Here is a 24,396-nt window from a genome sequence, read left to right on the forward strand (position 1 = left end):
GCGCGCAGCGCGGCCGCCCGTGCCGGAGCCCGTTACTGCATGAACCAGCCGTGGCTGACGACGAACGACTGGCCCGTGAGCGCGGCGCTCGGGAACGCCGACAGGAACAGCACCGTCTGCGCGACGTCCTGCACCGTCGTGAACACGCCGTCGACCGTGTTGCCGAGCATCACCTTCTTCACCACTTCCTCTTCGCTGATCCCGAGCTCCTTCGCCTGCTCCGGAATCTGCTTGTCGACCAGCGGTGTGCGCACGAAGCCCGGACACACGACGTGCGAGCGCACGTTGTGCTTCGCGCCTTCCTTCGCCAGCACGCGCGCGAGACCGAGCAGCCCGTGCTTGGCCGTCACGTACGCCGACTTCAGCGGCGACGCTTCGTGCGAGTGCACCGAGCCCATGTAGATCACCACGCCGCCGCGATCGTCCTTGTACATGTGCTTGAGCGCGGCCTTGGTCGTCAGGAACGCGCCGTCGACGTGGATCGCCTGCATCTTCTTCCAGTCGGCGAACGAATAGTTTTCGATCGGGTTGACGATCTGGATGCCCGCGTTCGACACGAGGATGTCGACCGAGCCGAATGCTTCGGCCACCTTGTCGATACCGCTGTTGACCGCTTCCTCGCTGGTCACGTCCATCGCGACGCCGATCGCCTTGCCGCCTGCCTTGTTGATCTCGTCGGCGACCGCATTTGCGCCGTCCTGGTTCAGGTCGGCGATCGCGACCGCTGCGCCCGCCTTCGCGAGCTCCAGTGCGATTTCCTTGCCGATGCCGCTTGCGGCGCCCGTGACGACTGCGGTCTTGCCGGTCAGATCTGCTGCCATGTCCGTCTCCTTCCGTTATCGGATCGAAAAAGCGCGCCCCGCTGCAGCCGCTTTCGTCGCGCGGTCGTGCAGATGGGCCAGCCGCTATTGTGCACGATCGGCCCCGCCGTTCGCGCGCAAAACGTCTAAGCTTAAGGTCGGTTTCGAGTCGCGGGAGACTCCCATGCACTATCGACGGCTAGGCCGCTCCGGCCTTCAGATCAGCGCGCTTTCGCTCGGCTCGTGGGTCACCTACGGCAACCAGGTCGATCAACGGGTTGCCCGCGAATGCCTCGCGGCCGCCCGCGATGCGGGCGTCAATTTCTTCGACAACGCCGAAGTCTATGCGGGTGGCAAATCCGAGGAAATCATGGGCCAGGCGATCAAGTCGCTCGGCTGGCCGCGCATCAGCTACCTCGTGTCCACCAAGTTCTTCTGGGGACTCGCGGAAGCGCCGAACCAGTATCACACGCTGAACCGGAAATATCTGCTGAACGCGATCGACCACTCGCTGCGCCGGCTGCAGCTCGACTATGTCGACCTCGTGTACTGCCATCGCCCCGATCCGAACACGCCGATCGAGGAGACCGTCTGGGCAATGAGCGACATGATCGTGCGTGGCAAGGCGCTCTACTGGGGCACGTCCGAATGGAGCGCCGACGAGATCCGCGCCGCGTACGAAATTGCCGAGCGGCACCATCTGCACAAGCCCGTCGTCGAGCAGCCGCAGTACAACCTGTTCCACCGTACCCGGGTCGAGCAGGAATACGCGCGGCTTTATGACGACTACGGCCTCGGCCTGACGACCTGGAGCCCGCTGGCATCGGGGCTGCTCACCGGCAAGTACCGGAACGGCGTACCGCCGGGTAGCCGCGCGCAATTGCCGGGCTACGACTGGCTCCGTGCGCGGCTGACGGATCCGGCCAGCAACGACGTGGTCGAACGGCTCGGCGCGATCGCGGCCGAGCTCGACTGCAGCACCGCCCAACTCGCGATCGCATGGATACTTGCGAATCCGCGCGTGAGTTCTGTCATTACGGGCGCCTCGCGAGTCGAGCAGATCGGCGACAACATGCGCGCGCTCGACGTTGTCGAGAAGCTGACGCCGGAGGTCAAGCAACGTATCGAAGAGGCGGCCGGCGACGCATTCGAGTAAGGCGGCTCACGCCCACTCGCGTACAATACGCGGCCGCATTGGTGCGAGGCCCAGCGGCCACACGCGATCGTCCGTTTTCATCGATTCATCCTTCGTTTCAGGCAGCCAGCCATGCTCAGTTATCGTCACGGTTTTCATGCAGGCAACCACGCGGACGTGCTCAAGCACGCCGTCGTCGTCCAGCTGCTGCGCCACCTGAACAAGAAAGACAAATCGTACTGGTACATCGACACGCACGCCGGCGCCGGCGTGTATTCGCTGCGCGACGGTTATGCCGCCAAGACGGGGGAATTCGACACCGGGATTGGGGCGCTATGGAACGAAAAGAACCTGCCCGAGGTGCTCGGTGATTACGTCGACGAGGTGCGCGCGCTGAACGACGACGGCGAGCTGCGCTACTATCCGGGCTCCCCGTATCTCGCATGGCGATCGATGCGCGAGCAGGACCGGATGCGTCTGTTCGAAATGCACACGACGGAAATCGACGTGCTGCGTCACAACTTCCGCGATGCGGGGCGCCGCGCGATGATTTACGCCGGTGACGGCTTCGAGGGCATCAAGGCGCTGCTGCCGCCGCCGCCGCGACGCGCGCTCGTGCTGATCGATCCGTCCTATGAGGACAAGAAGGACTACGCGCGCACGCTGACTTGCGTAACGGAATGCCTGAAGCGTTTCGCGACCGGCTGTTACGCGATCTGGTATCCGCAGGTTGCGCGGGTGGAATCGCAGCGTTTTCCGGAACAACTCAAGCGCCTGCAGCCGAACAACTGGCTGCACCTGACGCTGACGGTATCGAATCCGCCGACAGGCGGCCTGGGCCTTTACGGCAGCGGAATGTTCATCCTGAATCCGCCGTACACACTCGCGCAGAGCATGAACGAAGCGCTGCCCTATCTCGTCGAACGCCTGGGACAGGACAGCGGCGCCCGATGCCAGATCGAGCACCGCGGGAACTGAGCGGACGTCGTGCCGTTATGGCTGCGGTCTTGGCGTGGGTCTCGGCTGATTGGCCGGCGACACGCCCCAGCCCGGCACATTGATATACGGCGCGACAAACAGCGGGATCGATGAAGTCGATCCTTGCCCGGCCGGCGCTCGCATGCCTGCGGGCTCGACGATTGGCTCTGACGATAGCGGAGCCGTTTGCAACACCAGGCCGCCCTTGCCATCCTGGATCCCATGTTGCGTATCGAGAATCAGCGGCTTGGACGACGTCGCCGCACCGGCCGCCAAGCCGTGAGCGAGCACAACAGCCCCCAGAACGAGACGCGCGCGGGAAACGTGACGCACATCGAGACGCAAGCGCATGGTTGTACTCTTCCGGTTAAAAACAGGCCCATACCATAGCGCCGCGCCGACGATTTCGCCAGATCCAGTGCACAAAAAACAAAGCCCCGTCAACACGGGGCTTGCTTTTCGTTCGGTGCCACACGGCACCTGGCGGTAACTCGATTACAGCGAGTAGCCGTTGGTTTCGAGCGAGCGGATGCGGCTCTCGAGCTGGACGATGTCCGACGACGTGGCGAGGTATGCCTCACGGCGCTCACGTTCTGCGGATTCGAACCAGTTGCTCAGCTTTTCAACGATGTAGGCGATCATGATCTTCTCCAAGGAAGGGGGACCCCTGGCGAATCGAGATTCAGGGATTTCCCGTATAGGGTTATCCCGAATTATAGCGATGCCGCACCAAGATACCAGTGAAATGCTTGCATGGAAGCCATTCCATTTTGGAATGGATTGTGAAGCATCCGCTTTAACTCACTGATTTTTATGAATATTGAATCGAGGTCTCTTTTCGACCTCGAGGGCATGCACTAATCTGGTTCACCAGCCGGTTCGGCCAGGCGCGCCAAGATCGGGCATTCAGGTCGTTCGTCACCATGGCAGTGCGCGGCCAGATCGGCTAGCGTATTGCGCATGTCGCTCAATTCCGCGATGCGTTTGTCGAGTTCGGCCACGTGTTCGAGGGCAATCGACTTCACTTCGACGCTGGCGCGGGCGCGGTCCTGCCAGAGCATCAGCAACTTGCGGATATCCTCGACGAGAAAACCGAGCCGCCGTGCCTGACGGATGAAGCGCAGGATGTGGACTTCGTCCGAACCGTAGATCCGGTATCCGGCGTCGCTCCGCTTGCTCGGTGCAAGAAGACCGACCTGTTCGTAGTACCGGATCATTTTTGCGCTGACGCCGGATTCGCGCGACGCGTCGCCGATATTCATTCCCTGCCCTCTCTCCATCAAGCACTGGTTCGAACATGAACGTCGAGGCAAGCAGCCGTCGACGACACTTCGATCGTATCAAATCGCGAGATTTCGTTCCGGCGCGAGCGTGACAACGGAATCGACTGCAATCCGGATAAGTTTATTGGGGTGGGTTGCCGCGGGATCTGCCGGTCCGAGACAGCATGCAGCTTGCAAGACGGAGACGGCTATCTGCCATCTCGCGTATTTTCGCCGCTCAAATGCAAAAACCCCCGCCTTGTCGGGCGGGGGTTCTTGGCTTAGGGAGCCTGACGATTACCTACTTTCACACGGGAATCCGCACTATCATCGGCGTAGAGTCGTTTCACGGTCCTGTTCGGGATGGGAAGGGGTGGGACCGACTCGCTATGGTCATCAGGCAAAGAGGGTTGTTGCGCTGCTTCGCAGCACAACCAATCTGGGAAGAAGCAGTAATTTCGTTGGGTTGTGAGGTTGTATCTCACACATACGCGGTAGTTCAACCGCTGTACGTCGAGTGCCTTGCACTCGACGTTCGACATTCGTAAAGCGCTGAAGCGCTAACGACTGTCGAAACAGACTTGTTATAGGATCAAGCCTTACGGGCAATTAGTATCAGTTAGCTGAACGCATTACTGCGCTTACACACCTGACCTATCAACGTCCTGGTCTCGAACGACCCTTCAAGGGGATCTAGTCCCCAGGGATATCTCATCTTAAGGCGAGTTTCCCGCTTAGATGCTTTCAGCGGTTATCTCTTCCGAACATAGCTACCCGGCGATGCCACTGGCGTGACAACCGGTACACCAGAGGTTCGTCCACTCCGGTCCTCTCGTACTAGGAGCAGCCCCCTTCAAATATCCAACGCCCACGGCAGATAGGGACCAAACTGTCTCACGACGTTTTAAACCCAGCTCACGTACCTCTTTAAATGGCGAACAGCCATACCCTTGGGACCGGCTACAGCCCCAGGATGAGATGAGCCGACATCGAGGTGCCAAACACCGCCGTCGATATGAACTCTTGGGCGGTATCAGCCTGTTATCCCCAGAGTACCTTTTATCCGTTGAGCGATGGCCCTTCCATACAGAACCACCGGATCACTATGACCTGCTTTCGCACCTGCTCGACTTGTCGGTCTCGCAGTTAAGCACGCTTATGCCATTGCACTATCAGCACGATTTCCGACCGTACCTAGCGTACCTTCGTACTCCTCCGTTACGCTTTGGGAGGAGACCGCCCCAGTCAAACTGCCTACCATGCACTGTCCCCGACCCGGATCACGGGCCAAGGTTAGAACCTCAAACAAACCAGGGTGGTATTTCAAGGACGGCTCCACCGAAACTAGCGTTCCGGTTTCATAGCCTCCCACCTATCCTACACAGATCGGTTCAAAGTCCAATGCAAAGCTACAGTAAAGGTTCATGGGGTCTTTCCGTCTAGCCGCGGGTAGATTGCATCATCACAAACACTTCAACTTCGCTGAGTCTCGGGAGGAGACAGTGTGGCCATCGTTACGCCATTCGTGCAGGTCGGAACTTACCCGACAAGGAATTTCGCTACCTTAGGACCGTTATAGTTACGGCCGCCGTTTACCGGGACTTCAATCAAGAGCTTGCACCCCATCATTTAATCTTCCGGCACCGGGCAGGCGTCACACCCTATACGTCCACTTTCGTGTTTGCAGAGTGCTGTGTTTTTATTAAACAGTCGCAGCCACCAGTTTATTGCAACCCCTTCACCCTCCTGGCGCAGGCCAGTCAAGCTACAAGGGCGTACCTTATCCCGAAGTTACGGTACCAATTTGCCGAGTTCCTTCTCCCGAGTTCTCTCAAGCGCCTTAGAATACTCATCTCGCCCACCTGTGTCGGTTTGCGGTACGGTCATCGTTAGACTGAAGCTTAGAGGCTTTTCTTGGAACCACTTCCAATTGCTTCGCTCCCGAAGGAGCTCGCGCCACACCCTTGAATTGCGCACCCGGATTTGCCTAAGTGCCTTCTCCAATGCAGCGACCGGGACTTCCAACACCCGGACAACCTTCCGCGATCCGTCCCCCCATCGCATCTAACAATGGTGCAGGAATATTGACCTGCTTCCCATCAGCTACGCATTTCTGCCTCGCCTTAGGGGCCGACTCACCCTACGCCGATGAACGTTGCGTAGGAAACCTTGGGCTTACGGCGAGGGGGCCTTTCACCCCCTTTATCGCTACTCATGTCAGCATTCGCACTTCCGATACCTCCAGCACCCTTTACAAGGCACCTTCGCAGGCTTACGGAACGCTCTCCTACCATGCGTGCAAAGCACGCATCCGCAGCTTCGGTATATAGCTTAGCCCCGTTACATCTTCCGCGCAGGACGACTCGATCAGTGAGCTATTACGCTTTCTTTAAAGGGTGGCTGCTTCTAAGCCAACCTCCTGACTGTTTTAGCCTTCCCACTTCGTTTCCCACTTAGCTATATTTGGGGACCTTAGCTGGCGGTCTGGGTTGTTTCCCTCTTGACACCGGACGTTAGCACCCGATGTCTGTCTCCCGTGATTGCACTCTTCGGTATTCGGAGTTTGCTATGGCGGGGTAATCTGCAATAGACCCCCCAACCATGACAGTGCTCTACCCCCGAAGGTGAGACACGAGGCACTACCTAAATAGTTTTCGGAGAGAACCAGCTATTTCCAAGTTTGTTTAGCCTTTCACCCCTATCCACAGCTCATCCCCTAACTTTTCAACGTTAGTGGGTTCGGACCTCCAGTACGTGTTACCGCACCTTCATCCTGGCCATGGATAGATCACTTGGTTTCGGGTCTACGCCCAGCAACTGAACGCCCTATTCGGACTCGCTTTCGCTACGCCTGCCCTATACGGTTAAGCTTGCTACTGAACGTAAGTCGCTGACCCATTATACAAAAGGTACGCCGTCACCCCTTTCGAGGCTCCGACTGTTTGTATGCATGCGGTTTCAGGATCTATTTCACTCCCCTCCCGGGGTTCTTTTCGCCTTTCCCTCACGGTACTGGTTCACTATCGGTCGATCACGAGTATTTAGCCTTGGAGGATGGTCCCCCCATCTTCAGACAGGATTTCACGTGTCCCGCCCTACTTGTCGCACACCTAGTTCTTTCATACTGTTTTCGCCTACAGGGCTATCACCTGCTATGGCCGCACTTTCCAGAGCGTTCGGCTAACAATACAAATAAAGAGTGCAAGGCTCATCCCATTTCGCTCGCCACTACTTTGGGAATCTCGGTTGATTTCTTTTCCTGCGGTTACTTAGATGTTTCAGTTCACCGCGTTCGCTTCACATGACCTATGTATTCAGCCATGGATACTCCAAAAGGAGTGGGTTTCCCCATTCGGACATCTACGGATCAAAGCTCGTTTGCCAGCTCCCCGTAGCTTTTCGCAGGCTACCGCGTCCTTCATCGCCTGTGATCGCCAAGGCATCCACCACATGCACTTGTTCGCTTGACCCTATAACGAGTCTGTCTCGTTACAGGTTGAGTTCTCGCGTTGTGCCGTATTCCAAAATCGAGTCGAACATAGAGTTCGAATCATCTTGAGATACATCGATACAATCACAACCCGGATAGTTTCCACGTCCATCTCAAGACGCTTCCGCTATCCAAATTACTTACTTCTTCCAGATTGTTAAAGAACGACAGCCGATACGTACTACGTATCCTCTGACTGGCTCAATCGCCAATGCAAAATTCTCGGTTCACTGTCTGAACCAAGCCCTTAGCGTTGGTGATTGGTGGAGGCAGACGGGATCGAACCGACGACCCCCTGCTTGCAAAGCAGGTGCTCTCCCAGCTGAGCTATGCCCCCATGAGTACAGATTTGCCTCAGGTGTTACCGCCAGACAATGGTGGGTCTGGTTGGATTCGAACCAACGACCCCCGCCTTATCAAGACGGTGCTCTAACCGACTGAGCTACAGACCCCTGAGTCTGTCTTTAAATTTACAGCCGATAAGCGTGAGCGCTCAACTTTGCGAGAAGCTCTGGAAAGGAGGTGATCCAGCCGCACCTTCCGATACGGCTACCTTGTTACGACTTCACCCCAGTCATGAATCCTACCGTGGTGACCGTCCTCCTTGCGGTTAGACTAGCCACTTCTGGTAAAACCCACTCCCATGGTGTGACGGGCGGTGTGTACAAGACCCGGGAACGTATTCACCGCGGCATGCTGATCCGCGATTACTAGCGATTCCAGCTTCATGCACTCGAGTTGCAGAGTGCAATCCGGACTACGATCGGTTTTCTGGGATTAGCTCCCCCTCGCGGGTTGGCAACCCTCTGTTCCGACCATTGTATGACGTGTGAAGCCCTACCCATAAGGGCCATGAGGACTTGACGTCATCCCCACCTTCCTCCGGTTTGTCACCGGCAGTCTCCTTAGAGTGCTCTTGCGTAGCAACTAAGGACAAGGGTTGCGCTCGTTGCGGGACTTAACCCAACATCTCACGACACGAGCTGACGACAGCCATGCAGCACCTGTGCGCCGGTTCTCTTTCGAGCACTCCCACCTCTCAGCAGGATTCCGACCATGTCAAGGGTAGGTAAGGTTTTTCGCGTTGCATCGAATTAATCCACATCATCCACCGCTTGTGCGGGTCCCCGTCAATTCCTTTGAGTTTTAATCTTGCGACCGTACTCCCCAGGCGGTCAACTTCACGCGTTAGCTACGTTACTAAGGAAATGAATCCCCAACAACTAGTTGACATCGTTTAGGGCGTGGACTACCAGGGTATCTAATCCTGTTTGCTCCCCACGCTTTCGTGCATGAGCGTCAGTATTGGCCCAGGGGGCTGCCTTCGCCATCGGTATTCCTCCACATCTCTACGCATTTCACTGCTACACGTGGAATTCTACCCCCCTCTGCCATACTCTAGCTTGCCAGTCACCAATGCAGTTCCCAGGTTGAGCCCGGGGATTTCACATCGGTCTTAACAAACCGCCTGCGCACGCTTTACGCCCAGTAATTCCGATTAACGCTTGCACCCTACGTATTACCGCGGCTGCTGGCACGTAGTTAGCCGGTGCTTATTCTTCCGGTACCGTCATCCCCCGGCTATATTAGAACCAAGGATTTCTTTCCGGACAAAAGTGCTTTACAACCCGAAGGCCTTCTTCACACACGCGGCATTGCTGGATCAGGCTTTCGCCCATTGTCCAAAATTCCCCACTGCTGCCTCCCGTAGGAGTCTGGGCCGTGTCTCAGTCCCAGTGTGGCTGGTCGTCCTCTCAGACCAGCTACTGATCGTCGCCTTGGTAGGCCTTTACCCCACCAACTAGCTAATCAGCCATCGGCCAACCCTATAGCGCGAGGCCCGAAGGTCCCCCGCTTTCATCCGTAGATCGTATGCGGTATTAATCCGGCTTTCGCCGGGCTATCCCCCACTACAGGACATGTTCCGATGTATTACTCACCCGTTCGCCACTCGCCACCAGGTGCAAGCACCCGTGCTGCCGTTCGACTTGCATGTGTAAGGCATGCCGCCAGCGTTCAATCTGAGCCAGGATCAAACTCTTCAGTTTAAACCTGTTACTGTTTTCGGTTCTTTCGAACCGGTCGCTCACTCAAAGCTGACAGGAATATGAATTGCTTCATAAACCTGACTTACTTTAGTGTGAGACTCTTGATACTTTCGCTATCTGACCCGAAGATCAGCTCGCTTCCATCAAGCGCCCACACTTATCGGCTGTTAATTTTTAAAGAGCATTTCTGCGAGAAACCTGAAGTTTCTCAGCAGCGCTGCGTTTTCAGCAGCAGAGAAGCGAGATTATGAACCGTCTTTTTCAGTCAGTCAACAACTTTTTGAACTGCTTCGTTGCGACGACTGGGTTCAACTTCGTGTGCGCCGGGGCTCTACAACCGACCCTCCATCGCACCGCTTCCCTTCTTCCCCCGCGCCGCGTTTCCGTTAGCGCGAAAGAGGCATGATTCTATGCAGCTCCCGGCAATCGCGCAAGGGGTTGATGGATTTTTCTTCATCCCCGCCGATTCGGCCTTCCGGCCATGCCGGAGCACGAGACCGCTTATGGTGCAAAGAACGGACTAGAATGTGAGGTTCTTCGCCCCTTTCTATACGTATTTAATATGCGCCAGCGAATCGCCAAACGCCTCCCCCCCGACGCCGACAAACTGGTCGGCCTGTCGCTTGCGCTCTTCGCCTCGGGCAGCCGCATCGAGGATCGCTTCTGGGAAGCGAAGCTCGATGCGCTACTCGCCAAGATCGTTCGCAACGGCAACCAGACCACGCTCGACGCGGCACTCGACCATCTGCAGCAGAACCACCCTGATGCCTATGGCGCGCTCGCCGACATGGCCGAGACGCATAGTGAATCGATGGTGATCGAGCACGACGGCCAGCCGTACGATGCGCTGCTGGTCGCCGTTCCCGTTCTTGCCTGGACGCGCTATATGATTCCATCGGGCCCGCTGAAAGGCGACGTCGCCGATGCATTGCGCACGCACCTTCAGGCGCACGTGCTCGCTACCGGCACGCTGGTCGGGCTGGCCCCGTTCCTCTACAGCATCGACCAATTGCCGCGCCACCACGTCGAGACCTACCGGCTTGCCCAGCAACTCGCGCACGCGGCGCTCGGCCAGCATGCAGCCAAGCTCAGCTTCGGCGACCTGCCCGAAACCTCGCCGATCCTGGCTGACCCGCGCTTCCTCCTCGCCGTCGTCGCCGCTCCAGCCGGCGCACCGCTGTTCCGCTGGCAGGAAGAAGAGCACGGCAATCGGATCGAACGCGGTCAGTGTCTCGAGCAATGGACCGCGCAGGGTGGTCCGAACCTGTCGATTGCCCTCCCCGGCTGCGAGTTCGAATGCCTGCTCCCGGACGCATACTATTCGGCCTGCCGTGATGCGGACGAGCGCATCCGTCCGCACACGGTCCGAACGGCTATACGTTATCTTTTCGACACACTTGGTACGGCGCCGCAAGAGCTGCGCGCCGTGGTCGCGGGCTTCGGCGAGCGCCGGATCGACGAGTATCGCGTCGGCTTCACGCGACGCGCCAGCAACGACGTGATCTATGGCGTCGTGTGGCCGCTCTACGGCCGCGAAAACGGCGACGTGTCGATCGACAGCGCGACGCTCGAAGGCGAAGCACCGATCGAAGGGCCGCTTGAGGAGATCGTAAGTCTGCTGAAGGAATGCGGCGTGACCGACGTCCGCCGGCACGCGGGCCGCTTCGAGCCTGAATACTGCGACGACTGCGGCGTGCCGCTCTATGCGGATCCGCTCGGCGAGATCGTCCACGCGGAAATGCCAGAAGACGCGTCGCCCGCCCAACCGCACTTTCACTGATCGTGCACCGCAGGCCCCCAGCGCCTGCCCGACGAAGCCGCTCCCGGTTCCAGCCGGAGCGGCTTTTTTCTCGTCCGCATTTCCCTCACTCGAAATTTCAGACTTCTCCTAAACCTTTCAGCCAAGCAGACTTCGTGTAAGGTTTTTGTCATTATCGGATCCAACGCATGCCAACGGCAGCTCAATGACTCACCTTACGGAGGTTGAATATGCGGTTCCTGGTGCTGAACTCAGACGCCGAACGGCGTGACGGACTGAAGGCCCTGCTGCGGCAGATCGACCGTCACGCCAGTATCAACGATGCGCCCGATGGCTTCCAGGCGCGCCGGCTGCTGCGCACCCAGCGCTTCGACCTCGTTGCCATCGACTGGCTGGACGTCGGCCGCCTCTGCGAACTCCAGGCGCTCTGCAGCGCCTGTTCGCCGACACCCGCCGCAGTACTGATCGACGAATCCACGCCGGAAGCCATCCAGCGCTTCTACAACTATGGCGTCGCGGGTGTGATCCCGCACTCCACGCGGCCGCACCTGATCGTGCGGGCACTCGAAATGGTTCTGCTGGGCGGCCATTACATCCCGCCCATCGCACTCAGCCTGCTGCCCTCCACTGCCGCAGTACGCCACGACGCCCATTTCCAGACGCTCGCCGGATCGCTGCCACGCCGCCCGCCAAGCGGCCTCCTCTCGCCGAGACAGGCGCAGATCATGCGCTTCGTCCATATGGGCAGCACCAACAAGATGATCGCTCGCACGCTCGGCATCAGCGAAGGTACCGTGAAGATCCACCTCGCAAGCATCTTCCAGCAGCTGGGCGCGGCAAACCGCGCCGCCGCAGTCGCGATCTACAACGGGTGGCTGTCGCCGCATCTCGAGGTATTGCTGGCGAACCGTGATCGTGCAAGCAAGCCCGTCATCGGCGAACGCGGCCCGGTTCCGCTGCGCAAGCAACGGAACGACCGTCCATACCCGCTGCCCGCCGCGAACACCGACACCCGGGACCTGCCGCTCGCGGCCGAACCGCCAGCGCGGTTTCGGCGCGAGCGCTGATCGGACAGTATCGATATTGCGACGGTCGACATGTGCGGATTCCCACCTTTGATGCTCAACGAGTAATATGGACGCATGGGTTTTCTTTTCACACCGCTTCCGCTCTGGGTTGGCATCGGTGGCTGGATCGCCGCCGTGGCGCTGCTCGCGCTCGCGCTCTGGAATCGTCCCTTCGTCCGTCTCCAGGACGCAACGCTCCAGCACGTGTGGCTCGCGCTCGTCACCGCGATCACGGTGCTCTGGGCCTCGAATGCGTGGCTCGAAGACGGCATCGTCATGCACCTGCTCGGCGCGACGCTGCTCGTCACGCTGTTCGACTGGACGCTTGCGCTGATCGCGATGGGCGCCGTCACTGCCGTCGCCGCTATCGTCTTCGATGCGCCGTGGCAAGGCGTCGGCGTCACCTATCTGATCTACGGCGCGCTACCGGTCGCCGTGTCCGCATTGCTGCAACGCGCCGCGATCGCGCGGCTCCCGCACAATCTCGCGTCGTTCATCACCTGCCAGGGATTCCTGTCACCGGCCATCGCGATCGTCACCGTCGCCGCGGCTGCGGCCGGTGTCCGGCTCGTTCTCGCGGACGGCGTGCCCGTTGTCATTCCCGCAGGCTATCTGCTGAACACCGCGCTGCTCGCGCTCGGCGAAGCGTGGTTCACCGGCATGGCCACCGCACTCATCGCCGTCTATCGTCCGGCGTGGGTCACGACGTTCGACGTTCGGCGCTATCGCCTTGGCGGCCCGCGCGCCTGAACACGCAGGTCCCGGTGCGATCGGTGCGCGTGACGATCCGCTTCCGCAGCGCGGGAGAGCGCGACATCTACTGCCGCACGACTTTTTTACGCTAAGATTGAACTCCTGTTCTTCATCGGGCATCTATACGTGCCCGATGTCTCATTCGCTCCTCACCAATAACCAGATGGACAGCTCACCTGCCTCGCTCCGGATCTTCCGGGCGTTCGGCAAGCTGGCAGCCTGTGTCGCGGGCCTGTCGCTTGCGCTTCCGGCACCGGTATTCGCCGACCTCCTCGATCAGCGCTCCGAACTGATCGACAAATTCGTCAATGAGATGCATGCCGATCCGATCGTCGCCGATTGTGCGGCGCACGGCAGCTTCATCGCCAGCACATCGACGGCCTTCGACCGCGTCGACTTCGCGCCGAACGCGTTCGAAAATGGCAACGCGACGATCACGCCGTGGAATGATTCGTTCGATCAGGGCAAGCAGCGCGTGAAGGTCGACAACATCGTCACCGTGGACGGCCTCGGCGTCCACAGCGACGGCAGCGACCCGACACCGCTGAAATTCCGCTGCGGCTATGTCGGACAACAAATGCTGGCGTTCAGCTGGAACGATCCGGTGCCACCACTGAAGCCGCGTGTCGAGCGCCCGTCGTCGTCGACGAAAAAGTTCAAGGGCAAGTCGCACCGCGGCAAGGCCAAGACATCCGGCCGCACCTCCAAGAAGGCCGTCGCAACGCAAAAATCAAGCGGCCAGAAGAAAGCCGTGAAGAAGAAAACCGCGAAGAAGAAGTCCTGATCCGACGGAGCGGCAACGACAGAAGCAAAAAAGCCGGCGCATCGCACGATGCGCCGGCTTTTTCATATCGACGACGGTACGCTTACGCGAACGTCTCGACGTGCACCAGAATTGCCGCCAGCATCGCCGCGCCGAGCGCGGCGCTCCGCTCGCCGTTCCAGCCGACCCGCTCGTCCGGAAGGTTCGCATTGTCCTTGAACGGCATCTCGAGCGTCAAAGACAGGCAGCCGAACTGATGGCCGATGTACTTCGACGCGAGCTTGAGCGCGTCTTCCTTGTACTTGCTCGCCGCATAACCGTGCTCGGTCTGGAAATCCGGGCTCGCGACCTTGAACGCATCGATGAATGCGGTCTGCTCCTTGCCCTGCTGCTCCGTGAAGCTCGGCAGCATTTCCGAACCCGCCACGAACACGTACGGCAGATCCTCGTCACCGTGAATGTCGAAGAACATGTCGCAGCCGATCGAATGGATCGCATCGCGCACAGCCAGCACTTCGGGGCTGCGCTCGGTATCGGGCGCCATCCACTCGCGGTTCAGGTTCGCACCCGCCGCGTTGGTGCGCAGGTTGCCGTGCACGCTGCCGTCCGGATTCATGTTCGGGACGATATAAAACGTCGCGCGGTCGTATAGCTTGCGCGCCACCGGATCGCCCGCCCAGTCGCCCCACCCGGCCAGTCGCTTGACGAGCCCTTCGACGAACCACTCGGCCATCGTCTCGCCCGGGTGCTGGCGCGCGATGATCCATACCTTCTTCTTCGGTGCGCCGTCGACCTCCGGCGTACCGAGCGTCAGCAGCGACATCGGACGGCCTTCGACCGTTCGGCCGAGCTCGACGACGCTCGCCTGCGGCAATTGCTGGACCGCGCCAAGGAACGCTGCATGACGCTCCTCCGAGTACGGCTCGAAATACGTGTAGTAGATGCTGTCGAACTCGGGCGTATGGTCGATGGTCATCGTCTTGCCGTCGAACGTCGTCGGCACGCGGAACCAGTCGACCCGGTCGTAGCTCGCGACCGCACTGTAGTTACGCCATCCCGACGGATACGCGCATTCGGCCGCATTCTCGAACGACATCACGCACCGCGTACCGCGTGCGCCCGTCAAGCGGAAGTAGAACCATTGCGCGAATTCCGAGCGGTTGTCGCCGCGTACGCGCAGCCGGATCGCGTCGGGGCTGTCGCACGACACGACGTCGATGGCGCCCGCGTCGAAATTGCTGGTGATCGAAAGGGTCATCTATCTCTCCAGTGTCGACCGGAACCGGCAGTTTGCCGCGGGTCCGGCCTCATGCGTGCGCCGGCCGTCTCGTGAACGGCCGGCTTGGTCATTCGCCGATTCGCCGGCGATATACGTAAGTCGAATCATTCGACGCAGCGGCATCGAACGCGTAGTCTTCCACCGCGAAATCCTTCAGCGCCGCCGGTTCGGCGATGCGGTTCTCGACGATGTAGCGCGCCATCAAGCCACGGGCGCGCTTCGCATGGAAGCTGATGATCTTGTAGCGGCCGCCCTTCCAGTCCTCGAACACCGGCGTGACGATCGGCGCGGCCAGCAGTTTCGGCTTGACCGACTTGAAGTACTCGGTCGACGCGCAGTTGATCAGCACGCGCGCCGCGCCGCTGCGCGTCTCGAGCTGCTCGTTCAGCGCCCGCGTGATCCGGTCGCCCCAGAACGCATACAGATCCTTGCCGCGCGCGTTCGCGAATCGGGTACCCATCTCGAGCCGGTAAGGCTGCAGCAGGTCGAGCGGACGCAGCAGCCCGTACAGGCCCGACAGCACGCGCACGTGCTGCTGCGCGTAGTCGAGATCGGCGGCCGACAACGATTTGGCATCGAACCCTTCGTATACGTCGCCGTTGAACGCGAGCACAGCCTGCTTCGCGTTGGCCGTCGTGAAGGTCGGCGACCAGTCCGCATAGCGCTGGAAGTTCAGCCGCGCGAGCGGGTCGGAGATGTCCATCAGCGTCGAGATGTCCTGCGGCGACAACTTGCGCAGGCCGTCGATCAGTTCCGACGCATCGTCGACGAATGCAGGCTTCGTGTAAGACGGGACGTGGGCGGGCGTATCGTAGTCGAGGGATTTAGCTGGGGAGAGAACGATTATCATAGAGGCTCGCTGGCACGCCGTGCCTTGCGGTCAGACGAAAACCACCGATTGTAACGAATGACCCGCTCCATCGCCCCGCATGCCGCACATCGCGTCGTGCTCGACTCGAACGTCTGGATCGACATACTCGTATTCGACGACCCTGCCACACGCCCGATCCGGGCTGCGCTCGAACGCGGCACGCTGGCCGCCGTAATCGACGGCCGCTGCCTGAACGAACTCGTGCTCGTGCTCGATTATCCGCAGTTTCAGGCGCGCGCGATCGACAAGGCCGAAGCGCTCGCGACCGTCGCGCGCCTGACGAGCCTCGTCGAGCCACCGCCCGTCGACGCCGGTGCGCCCCCCCTGCCAAAGTGCAAGGACCGCGACGACCAGAAATTCCTCGAGCTTGCGCGCGCCGCGCAGGCGGACTGGCTCGTATCGAAGGACCGTGCGCTGCTCAAGCTCGCGAAGCGCACCGCGCGCGATTTCGGCTTCCGGATCGCGCAGCCCGCGCCGTTTACCGAAGCCTGCGCGCTCGATGCCGCGTTGGCCACCACTACCACGCCGGCCTGAAGGGCCCGGCACCACCCGCTTGCGACCGTATCGATGAACGCTCCTTCCGACATGCCCACGACTCCCGTTTTCCCCTCGCGCCTGCCGAACGTCGGCACGACGATCTTCACGGTCATGAGCGCGCTCGCCGCCGAGAAAGGCGCCGTGAACCTCGGCCAGGGCTTCCCGGATTTCGACTGCGACCCGCGCATCGTCGACGCGGTCGCAACCGCGATGCGCAACGGTCACAACCAGTATCCGCCGATGGCCGGCGTCGCGCCGTTGCGCGACGCGATCGCCGGCAAGATCGCGCAGGTCTACGGCCGGCTCTACGATCCCGCCACCGAGATCACGGTCACGGCCGGCGCGACGCAGGCCCTGCTGACGGCGATCCTGTGCGCGGTCCATCCGGGTGACGAGGTGATCGTCGTCGAGCCGACCTACGACAGCTATCTGCCGTCGATCGAGCTCGCCGGCGGCAAGCCCGTGTTCGTCACGCTGGAAGCGCCCGACTATGCGATTCCGTTCGATCGCCTGGCCGCCGCGATCACGCCGAAAACGCGAATGATCATGATCAACACGCCGCACAATCCGACCGGCACCGTGTGGCGCGAGGCCGACATGCGCAAGCTCGAGGAGATCGTGCGCGGCACCAACGTGCTGATCCTGTCGGATGAAGTGTACGAACACATGGTCTACGACGGCGCGCGCCATGAAAGCGTCGCACGCTACCCGGAACTGGCCGCGCGCAGCTTCATCGTGTCGAGCTTCGGGAAGACCTACCATGTGACGGGCTGGAAGGTTGGCTACGTCGCGGCGCCTGCCGCGCTGACCGCGGAGTTCCGCAAGGTCCATCAGTTCAACGTGTTCACGGTGAACACACCGATGCAGGTCGGGCTCGCCGACTACCTGCGCGATCCGGCACCGTACCTGACACTGCCCGACTTCTACCAGAAGAAGCGCGACTTCTTCCGCGCCGGCCTCGAGCGCACGCGCTTCAAGCTGCTGCCATGCCCCGGCACGTACTTCCAGTGCGTCGACTATTCGGCGATCAGCGACCTGCCCGAAGCGGAATTCTCGAAGTGGCTCACGTCGGAGATCGGCGTGGCGGCGATTCCTGTGTCGGCGTTCTATCACGAACCGCGCGAATCGGGCGTCGTGCGCTTCTGCTTCGCGAAACAGGAAAGCACGCTGGCATCCGCACTCGAACGGCTCGCACGCCTGTAAGTCCTGCATGGGCGGCCGGGCGCGGTACGACACCGCGCCCACGCCGCGCTTACGAACGCGCAGCGCTCGTCGCCTCGACGTAGGCCTTGCGATCAGCCGCCACGCGCTGCGCGGCCGGCCGCTCACCGACCAGCTTCGCGTGCGCCTTCCAGTCAATGCCGGCATCAAGCAGGAAATCGCGACCGAAGATGGCCTTCGTCGCCATGCCGATCACCGGCAGATGAATCGTCGCGGCAATGTCCGCAAGACTGAACGTGTCGCCGAGCACGTAGGGCGAGAACTGCGTCATCCGCTTGAACGCATTGATCGAGCGCGGCAGGCGCTTCTCGACGTGCGCCTTCGTCCCGTCGCTGACCTTGCCGCCGAAAAACGCTTCCGTATAGACCTCGCGCGTGGTCCATTCGAGATACAGCTCGAGCGTCTCGACGAGTTCACGCACCTTCGCGGCCGCGAACGGTCCGGCCGGGAAAATGGCCTTGTCGGGATAACGCGCCGCCAGATATTCGATGATCACCTGCGATTCGAACAGCGCGCCCTCTTCCGTCTTCAAGAACGGAATCTTGCCGAGCGGCGAATCGGCGAGCAGTGCCGGATCGCTGATCGGCAGGCTGCATGCCATTTCCTCGAACGGGATGTCATGTTCGAGCAGGACGAACTTCACCTTGTTGTAATAGTTGGACAACGGAATACCGCACAGCTGTAGCATCGGAGTCTCCTTCGTTGCTGAAGCGCGGCCGCGGCGATGCCGGCGGCATCGGGATGCGTCGCGCTGAAAAGCACGTTCGTGCTAGTCTAAAGCAGTTTCGCGTCTGTCACGACAACAACGCATCCGCTGCGGCAGCACCCTCACGGGTATGCGCATGCGCCCGCGTAGCATGCGGTGCCGCAGCCTCGCCATCCGATGGAGACACACTCGCATGAGTGCTGAACTGCTGGCCTCGCGTCCGCCCGAGAGCGAATCGACGCTCGTCCTCACGCTGTCCAATCCCGGCGCACGCAACGCGCTGCATCCCGACATGTATGCGGCCGGCGTCGAGGCGCTCGCCACCGCCGAGCGCGACCCCGCCATTCGCGCGGTCGTGCTCACGGGTGCCGATCGCTTCTTTTGCGCGGGCGGCAACCTGAACCGGCTGCTCGATAACCGCTCGAAGGATCCGTCCTATCAGGCCGACAGCATCGATCAACTCGCCGCGTGGATCACGGCGATCCGCGCAGCGACCAAGCCCGTGATCGCGGCAGTCGAAGGTGCGGCGGCCGGCGCGGGCTTTTCGCTCGCGCTCGCGTGCGACCTGGTCGTTGCCGCGCACGACGCGAAGTTCGTGATGTCGTACGCGCGTGTCGGCCTCACGCCCGACGGCGGCGGCTCGTGGTTCCTCTCGCGCGCACTGCCGCGTGCGCTCGCCGCCGAAATCCTGTTCGAGGGCAAGCCCGTCGCGGCCGACCGCCTGCATGCGCTCGGCGTCGTCAATCGGCTCGCCGTGCCCGGTGCCGCGCTGTCCGACGCGCTCGCGTGGGCCGACTCGCTCGCCGGCATCTCGCCGAACGCGCTCACGCGCATCAAGTCGCTGCTCGACGATGCGGCCGCACAGCCGCTCGATGCGCATCTGGACACCGAGCGCGATCACTTCGTCGCATCGTTGCATCATGCGGACGCATTCGAAGGGATTACCGCATTCCTCGAGAAACGCCAACCGCACTACAAGCGCTGATACGCAAGCCCTCGCCGTTACAGCAGCGTTTCGGTCGCCGCAACGCCATGCACGCGCAGGCGCGCGACCGCACGTTTCCGTCGCCTGCAGCCCGCATCGATCCATGCTCTAATGACCGCCTGTCGCGGCGCCCCGCCGGCGCCGTTTTCGCGCATGCAATAAAGGAGTTGACGATGATCGACGTCTACAGCTGGGCGACCCCGAACGGCCACAAGGTACACATCATGCTCGAGGAAACGGGCCTCGCGTATCGTGCGCATCCGGTCGATATCGGTGCGGGCGACCAGTTCAAGCCCGAATTCCTGAAGATCAGCCCGAACAACAAGATCCCCGCGATCGTCGACTCGGACGGCCCCGGCGGCAAGCCGATCTCGCTGTTCGAATCGGGCGCGATCCTCGTGTACCTGGCGGAAAAGACCGGCAAGTTCCTGCCGACCGAGCCGGCCGAGCGCTACGCGACGCTCGAATGGCTGATGTTTCAGATGGGCGGCGTCGGCCCGATGCTCGGGCAGGCGCATCACTTCCGGCTGTATGCGCCGGAGAAGATCGAGTACGCGGTCAATCGCTACACGAACGAAGCGAAGCGCCTGTACAACGTGATGGAAAAGCGTCTCGGCGAATCCGAATTTCTCGCCGGCGACACGTACACGATCGCGGACATTGCGACGTTCCCGTGGACGCGCTCGTGGCAGAATCAGGGCATCGCGCTCGACGAACTGCCAAACGTGAGGCGCTGGCACGAAACGATTGCCGCGCGTCCGGCCGTGCAGCGCGGCGTCGAAGTACTCGCATCGCTGCGCAAGCCGCTGCAGGACGACAAGGCGCGCGAAATGCTGTTCGGTGCGACGCAATACGCAAAGCACTGACGAACCACGCAACAAGCGACGCGGCGGCATCCATCGACGCCGCCGCGCGCATCAGAAATAGTGCAGCGTAATGAATTCCGCCGCGCAAACGAGCAACGGCACGTCCGGACGCTCGACCTGCATCGACACAGACCACGTCACCTGCACGCCGCCCTGAGCGGCCTCTGCGGCTTCCTTCACCGCGAACAGCGCGCGCACGCGTGCGCCGACCGGCACCGGCTTCAGGAATCGCACGCGGTTCAGTCCGTAGTTCACGCCCATCTTCTGCTCGAAGCGCATCGCATCGGTCATCAGCGCGGGAATCAGCGACAGCGTCAGGAATCCGTGCGCGATCGGGCCGCCGAACGGCGACTCGCGCCGCGCCCGCTCGGGATCGACGTGAATCCACTGATGATCGCCGGTGGCGTCGGCAAAACTATCGACGCGACGCTGGTCGATCTCGACCCAGCCGCTCGCGAGCGGCTCCGCGCCGACCCGCTCGTGCAGCGCTTGCGCCGACGCGATAAGTGGCACTGTCACGTCCGTCATGCGCCTACCCCTTGCGGATGACGCAGTCCGAAGATCACCTTGGTATGCACGGTGATCACCGTGTCGCCGGCACCGTTGACGCCGATCCACTCCGTCGACACGATGCCGCGATCGGGCTTGCTCGCCGACACGCGCTTGTCGTGGACCTTCTGGTACATCGTGATCGTGTCGCCGGCACGCACGGGCTTTAGCCAGCGGATCGAGTCGATGCCGGGCGAGCCCATGCTGGTCGAATCCGGCCCCAGCTTCTTGATGAGCAGGCTCATGAACACCGAACACGTATGCCAGCCGCTCGCAACCAGTCCACCGAACGGCGATGCCTTGCCGGCCGCTTCGTCGAGGTGGAACGGTTGCGGATCGTAGCGTAGCGCGAACGCCTTGATGTCGTCCGATTCGAACGTATAGCGGCCGATTTCGGTCGTACTGCCGACTTCCAGATCTTCGTAACTGATACCCACTGTCTATCTCCTCTGGCGCGCTCACGCGCCGCCGTCATGCCGCGTCGGTTTGCGCGAAATCCGGCAGGGCCGCAATGCGCGCAAGATGATGATCGGTGTCGCCGAGTGTCGTCTCGATGATCGACAGCCGCTTGAACAGGTGTGCGGCGGCTACCTCATTGGTCACGCCCATGCCGCCGTGTAGTTGCACCGCCTGCTGCCCGACGAAGCGTGCGGCCGCGCCGACCCGCGCCTTCGCGGCCGACACCGCCTTGCGACGGGCATCGGCATCGCCGCCCGCGTAACGCACCGCAGCCAGGTAAGTCAGCGAGCGCGCCTGCTCCGCATGAATCAGCATGTCGACCATCCGGTGCTGCAGTGCCTGGAAACGTGCAATCGGTACGCCGAACTGTTCGCGCGTCTTCGTGTATTCGACCGTCACGCGGTTCAGCTCGTCGAGTGCACCGACCGCTTCCGCGCAAAGCAGGAAGGTCGCGTAATCGGCAATCTGCTCGAGTGCGGCCGCATCGCGTGCGCCGCCCGTCAGCTGCCGCGCAGGCGTGTCACGCAGCTCGATCGTCGCAGCGCGCTGGCCGTCGATCGTCCGGTAGTCGACGAGTTTCGCCCCCGCGGCATCGCGCTCGACGACGAACAGGCCGATGCCGCCGCCGTCTACCCGAGCGGGTACGATCCACGCATGCGCCTGGGCGCCGTGCTGAACGACCGACTTGGTTCCGGTCAGTCGGTACGTGCCGCCCTGCTCACGCGCGTGTGTATCGAGTGCGTACAGGTCGTAGCGCGCCCGCGGTTCGTGGAACGCAACGGCCAGGCGCTTCTGCCCTTGTGCGACCGCTTCCAGCAGCGCAGCATCGTCACCCGTGCCGGACCCGGCGACACGCAGCGCCTCGATGCCGACCGCCGTCGCCCAGTACGGCTCGACCACGAGTGCACGGCCGAGCTCCTGCATCGCGACCAGCATGTCGACCGGGCCGCCGCCGAAACCGCCCTGTGCATCCGGCACGGGCAGCGCGGTCAGGCCCAGCTCCGCGAATGCGCTCCATTGCGCGTCCGACACGCCGGCATCGCTTCGCACGATGCCCTGGCGTGCGTCGAAACCGTATTGCTCGCCGAGATAACGACGCAGCGCGTCGGCAAACTGTTGCTGCTCATCGGTAAAGCTGAAATCCATGGTTGTCTCCGTTCCCTGATCACAGCCCCAGGATCATCTGCGCGATGATGTTCTTCTGAATCTCGTTCGAACCACCGTAGATCGACGTCTTCCGGTAATTGAAGTAGTAGGCCGCGAGCGGCGCGGCATCATCGTCGCCCGCGCTGCTGTGTTCACGTTCGCCCTCGAGGAACGGAACGTCGAACGGCGCGGCGAGCGGCCCGATCGCCTCGAACATCAGCTCGGTAAGCGCCTGCTGCACCTCGGTGCCCTTGATCTTCAACATTGATGCCTCGGGGCCCGGCCCCTTGCCACTCGTCTCGCGGCTCACGACACGCAGCACCGTCACCTCCAGCGCCATCAGCTCAACTTCGAGCGCGGCAACCTTCGCGGCAAACACGGGATCGGCGAGCAACGGCTTGCCGTTCTTGCGCTGGTTCGACGCCACGCGTTTCAGGAATGCGAGCTCGCGCTTCGACGCGCCGACGCGTGCGATGCCGGTGCGCTCGTGGCCCAACAGGTATTTCGCGTAAGTCCAGCCGCGGTTTTCATCGCCGACGAGATTCTCGACGGGCACCTTCACGTCCTCGAAGAACACCTCGTTGACTTCGTGATCCTCGTCGAGCGTGATGATCGGGCGCACCGTGATGCCAGGCGTCTTCATGTCGATCAGCAGGAACGAGATGCCCTCCTGTTTCTTCGCCGCCGGATCGGTGCGCACGAGACAGAACATCATGTCCGCGTACTGACCCAGCGTCGTCCAGGTCTTCTGGCCGTTGACGACGTAGTGGTCGCCATGACGCTCGGCACGCGTGCGCAGCGATGCGAGATCCGACCCGGAGCCCGGCTCCGAATACCCCTGGCACCACCAGTCGGTACCGTCGAGAATGCGCGGCAGATAGTGGCGCTTCTGCGCTTCGCTGCCGTATTTCATCAGCACCGGCGCGACCATCGATACGCCGAACGGCAGCACGGTCGGCGCGCCGATGCGTGCGCACTCCTCATCCCAGATGTGGCGCTGCGTCGCGTTCCATTCCGGACCGCCATATTCGGCCGGCCACGCGGGCGCGGACCAGCCGCGCTGGCCGAGAATCCGGTGCCAGCTCGCGAAATCCTCGCGGTCTAGTCGTTTGTGATCGAGTACCTTGGCGCGCAGTGCATGAGGCAGGTTGGCCTCGAGCCAGACGCGGACGTCGACGCGGAACGCGTCGTCGGCGGGGGAGTAATCCAGATCCATGCGCAGTGTCTCCTGGCCGCGGCCGTCCGGCCCGGCAAGGACACACTGCGTACGTCATTGCAGCGGTTCTTTCAGCGCGGCAGGAATCGGTAGCGGCATCACGTCGATGCCTTCTTCGACCAAGGATTGCGCATCCTCCGGCGTCGTGACGCCACGAATGCTGCGCGCCGGCGCCTCGTTGTAATGAATGCGCCGCGCTTCCTCGGCGAAGCGCTCGCCCACGTTCTCGGTCTTCTCCAGCACCTCGCGCAGTGCGCGCATCACCTGCGCCTGCAACGCACGCGGATCGGCCGGCGGCGCCTGCGTCGCACCCGACAGGTTAAGGCGCGGCGCCGACGGCATCCGGTTGATCTCGGTCGTCCCGCACACCGGACATTCGACCAGCTTGCGGGACAACTGCGCTTCGAACTCATCGGCGGAAGCGAACCAGCCTTCGAACCGATGACCGTGCGGGCACTGTAAATCGAGGACCTTCATGCTGAATCAGGGCGTGTGGCGAGTGTAGC

The 24,396-nt window shown here is 61.5% G+C and carries 22 protein-coding genes, 2 tRNA genes and 3 rRNA genes; 10 read left to right on the top strand and 17 right to left on the bottom strand.

Annotation, left to right across the window (positions count from 1 at the left end):
• Positions 1-32 precede the first annotated feature (32 nt).
• Entirely contained in the window at positions 33-821 is a 789-nt protein-coding gene (locus tag ACT2FV_RS27945; RefSeq protein WP_444505198.1) for a 3-hydroxybutyrate dehydrogenase, read from the bottom strand.
• Positions 822-984: 163 nt separating this feature from the next.
• On the opposite strand from ACT2FV_RS27945, the gene ACT2FV_RS27950 reads away from it, so the two are divergent.
• The gene (locus ACT2FV_RS27950; protein WP_151052475.1) at positions 985-1,956 is read left to right on the top strand and encodes a potassium channel beta subunit family protein; all 972 of its coding nucleotides are present in this window, start codon (positions 985-987) and stop codon (positions 1,954-1,956) included.
• 111 nt (positions 1,957-2,067) lie between these two features.
• On the top strand, positions 2,068-2,913 hold the full coding sequence (locus ACT2FV_RS27955) for a 23S rRNA (adenine(2030)-N(6))-methyltransferase RlmJ (protein ID WP_059603028.1): 846 nt from the start codon (positions 2,068-2,070) through the stop codon (positions 2,911-2,913).
• Between the two features lie 15 nt (positions 2,914-2,928).
• On the opposite strand, the gene ACT2FV_RS27960 is transcribed toward ACT2FV_RS27955, so the two are convergent.
• The 8 genes from ACT2FV_RS27960 to ACT2FV_RS27995 form a co-directional block, all read right to left on the bottom strand.
• Complete coding sequence (locus ACT2FV_RS27960) at positions 2,929-3,264, bottom strand: hypothetical protein (RefSeq protein ID WP_082728959.1); 336 nt, start codon at positions 3,262-3,264, stop codon at positions 2,929-2,931.
• A gap of 144 nt (positions 3,265-3,408) precedes the next feature.
• Positions 3,409-3,555: a DUF3563 family protein gene (locus ACT2FV_RS27965; RefSeq protein ID WP_006478295.1), complete on the bottom strand. Its 147-nt coding sequence runs from the start codon at positions 3,553-3,555 to the stop codon at positions 3,409-3,411.
• Positions 3,556-3,770: 215 nt separating this feature from the next.
• On the bottom strand, positions 3,771-4,175 hold the full coding sequence (cueR, locus tag ACT2FV_RS27970; RefSeq protein WP_059603025.1) for a Cu(I)-responsive transcriptional regulator: 405 nt from the start codon (positions 4,173-4,175) through the stop codon (positions 3,771-3,773).
• A gap of 288 nt (positions 4,176-4,463) precedes the next feature.
• Positions 4,464-4,576, bottom strand: a 5S ribosomal RNA gene (gene rrf, locus ACT2FV_RS27975).
• A gap of 187 nt (positions 4,577-4,763) precedes the next feature.
• Positions 4,764-7,645, bottom strand: a 23S ribosomal RNA gene (locus tag ACT2FV_RS27980).
• A gap of 281 nt (positions 7,646-7,926) precedes the next feature.
• Positions 7,927-8,002, bottom strand: a tRNA-Ala gene (locus ACT2FV_RS27985).
• A gap of 38 nt (positions 8,003-8,040) precedes the next feature.
• Positions 8,041-8,117: transfer RNA gene (locus ACT2FV_RS27990), tRNA-Ile, on the bottom strand.
• A gap of 63 nt (positions 8,118-8,180) precedes the next feature.
• Positions 8,181-9,713, bottom strand: a 16S ribosomal RNA gene (locus tag ACT2FV_RS27995).
• The 16S, 23S and 5S rRNA genes sit together here with 2 tRNA genes alongside, the layout of an rRNA operon.
• Before the next feature lie 562 nt (positions 9,714-10,275).
• Here ACT2FV_RS27995 and ACT2FV_RS28000 point away from each other — a divergent pair.
• The 4 genes from ACT2FV_RS28000 (at position 10,276) to ACT2FV_RS28015 (ending at position 14,076) form a co-directional block, all read left to right on the top strand.
• Complete coding sequence (locus tag ACT2FV_RS28000; RefSeq protein WP_059533163.1) at positions 10,276-11,493, top strand: DUF2863 family protein; 1,218 nt, start codon at positions 10,276-10,278, stop codon at positions 11,491-11,493.
• 209 nt (positions 11,494-11,702) lie between these two features.
• A complete protein-coding gene (locus ACT2FV_RS28005; protein WP_059600450.1) occupies positions 11,703-12,539 on the top strand; it encodes a response regulator transcription factor in 837 nt (278 codons plus the stop codon).
• A 75-nt stretch (positions 12,540-12,614) separates the two neighbouring features.
• Positions 12,615-13,289 carry an energy-coupling factor ABC transporter permease gene (locus tag ACT2FV_RS28010; RefSeq protein WP_059600449.1) on the top strand — a complete coding sequence of 225 codons (675 nt, stop codon included), beginning with the start codon at positions 12,615-12,617 and terminating at the stop codon, positions 13,287-13,289.
• 136 nt (positions 13,290-13,425) lie between these two features.
• Entirely contained in the window at positions 13,426-14,076 is a 651-nt protein-coding gene (locus ACT2FV_RS28015) for a BspC domain-containing protein (RefSeq protein ID WP_151052121.1), read from the top strand.
• Positions 14,077-14,158: 82 nt separating this feature from the next.
• Here the strand turns inward: ACT2FV_RS28015 and ACT2FV_RS28020 are convergent, their stop codons facing one another.
• A complete protein-coding gene (locus ACT2FV_RS28020) occupies positions 14,159-15,313 on the bottom strand; it encodes a M14 family metallopeptidase (RefSeq protein ID WP_151052123.1) in 1,155 nt (384 codons plus the stop codon).
• An 88-nt stretch (positions 15,314-15,401) separates the two neighbouring features.
• A complete protein-coding gene (gene yaaA, locus ACT2FV_RS28025; RefSeq protein WP_059680613.1) occupies positions 15,402-16,184 on the bottom strand; it encodes a peroxide stress protein YaaA in 783 nt (260 codons plus the stop codon).
• A 57-nt stretch (positions 16,185-16,241) separates the two neighbouring features.
• On the opposite strand from yaaA, the gene ACT2FV_RS28030 reads away from it, so the two are divergent.
• Both ACT2FV_RS28030 and ACT2FV_RS28035 read left to right on the top strand, forming a co-directional pair.
• Positions 16,242-16,739: a putative toxin-antitoxin system toxin component, PIN family gene (locus tag ACT2FV_RS28030; protein WP_124903415.1), complete on the top strand. Its 498-nt coding sequence runs from the start codon at positions 16,242-16,244 to the stop codon at positions 16,737-16,739.
• A 33-nt stretch (positions 16,740-16,772) separates the two neighbouring features.
• The gene (locus ACT2FV_RS28035) at positions 16,773-17,945 is read left to right on the top strand and encodes a pyridoxal phosphate-dependent aminotransferase (RefSeq protein WP_124903413.1); all 1,173 of its coding nucleotides are present in this window, start codon (positions 16,773-16,775) and stop codon (positions 17,943-17,945) included.
• A gap of 49 nt (positions 17,946-17,994) precedes the next feature.
• Here ACT2FV_RS28035 and ACT2FV_RS28040 read toward each other — a convergent pair whose 3' ends face one another.
• Entirely contained in the window at positions 17,995-18,651 is a 657-nt protein-coding gene (locus ACT2FV_RS28040; RefSeq protein WP_174911840.1) for a glutathione S-transferase family protein, read from the bottom strand.
• 211 nt (positions 18,652-18,862) lie between these two features.
• Between ACT2FV_RS28040 and ACT2FV_RS28045 the strand changes: the two genes are divergently transcribed.
• Both ACT2FV_RS28045 and ACT2FV_RS28050 read left to right on the top strand, forming a co-directional pair.
• Complete coding sequence (locus ACT2FV_RS28045) at positions 18,863-19,654, top strand: oxepin-CoA hydrolase, alternative type (RefSeq protein ID WP_059600442.1); 792 nt, start codon at positions 18,863-18,865, stop codon at positions 19,652-19,654.
• Positions 19,655-19,827: 173 nt separating this feature from the next.
• Positions 19,828-20,520, top strand: coding sequence for a glutathione binding-like protein (locus ACT2FV_RS28050; protein ID WP_444505199.1), 693 nt, complete (start codon positions 19,828-19,830; stop codon positions 20,518-20,520).
• Positions 20,521-20,571: 51 nt separating this feature from the next.
• On the opposite strand, the gene ACT2FV_RS28055 is transcribed toward ACT2FV_RS28050, so the two are convergent.
• The 5 genes from ACT2FV_RS28055 to ACT2FV_RS28075 are packed head-to-tail and all read right to left on the bottom strand — an operon-like array spanning position 20,572 to position 24,367.
• Complete coding sequence (locus tag ACT2FV_RS28055) at positions 20,572-21,048, bottom strand: MaoC family dehydratase (RefSeq protein ID WP_151049399.1); 477 nt, start codon at positions 21,046-21,048, stop codon at positions 20,572-20,574.
• Entirely contained in the window at positions 21,045-21,506 is a 462-nt protein-coding gene (locus tag ACT2FV_RS28060) for a MaoC family dehydratase (protein WP_151049397.1), read from the bottom strand. The genes ACT2FV_RS28055 and ACT2FV_RS28060 overlap by 4 nt, the downstream gene beginning before the upstream one ends.
• A gap of 34 nt (positions 21,507-21,540) precedes the next feature.
• Positions 21,541-22,674 (bottom strand): acyl-CoA dehydrogenase family protein, encoded by a 1,134-nt coding sequence (locus ACT2FV_RS28065; RefSeq protein ID WP_151049395.1) that lies wholly within the window; start codon positions 22,672-22,674, stop codon positions 21,541-21,543.
• A 19-nt stretch (positions 22,675-22,693) separates the two neighbouring features.
• Positions 22,694-23,890, bottom strand: a complete 1,197-nt coding sequence (locus ACT2FV_RS28070) for an acyl-CoA dehydrogenase family protein (RefSeq protein ID WP_124626884.1) — start codon at positions 23,888-23,890, stop codon at positions 22,694-22,696.
• 54 nt (positions 23,891-23,944) lie between these two features.
• The gene (locus tag ACT2FV_RS28075; RefSeq protein ID WP_059680603.1) at positions 23,945-24,367 is read right to left on the bottom strand and encodes a DUF1178 family protein; all 423 of its coding nucleotides are present in this window, start codon (positions 24,365-24,367) and stop codon (positions 23,945-23,947) included.
• Between the last annotated feature and the right edge of the window lie 29 nt (positions 24,368-24,396).

It is taken from the genome of Burkholderia sp. PR2 (assembly GCF_052372875.1).
Lineage (GTDB): Bacteria > Pseudomonadota > Gammaproteobacteria > Burkholderiales > Burkholderiaceae > Burkholderia > Burkholderia diffusa.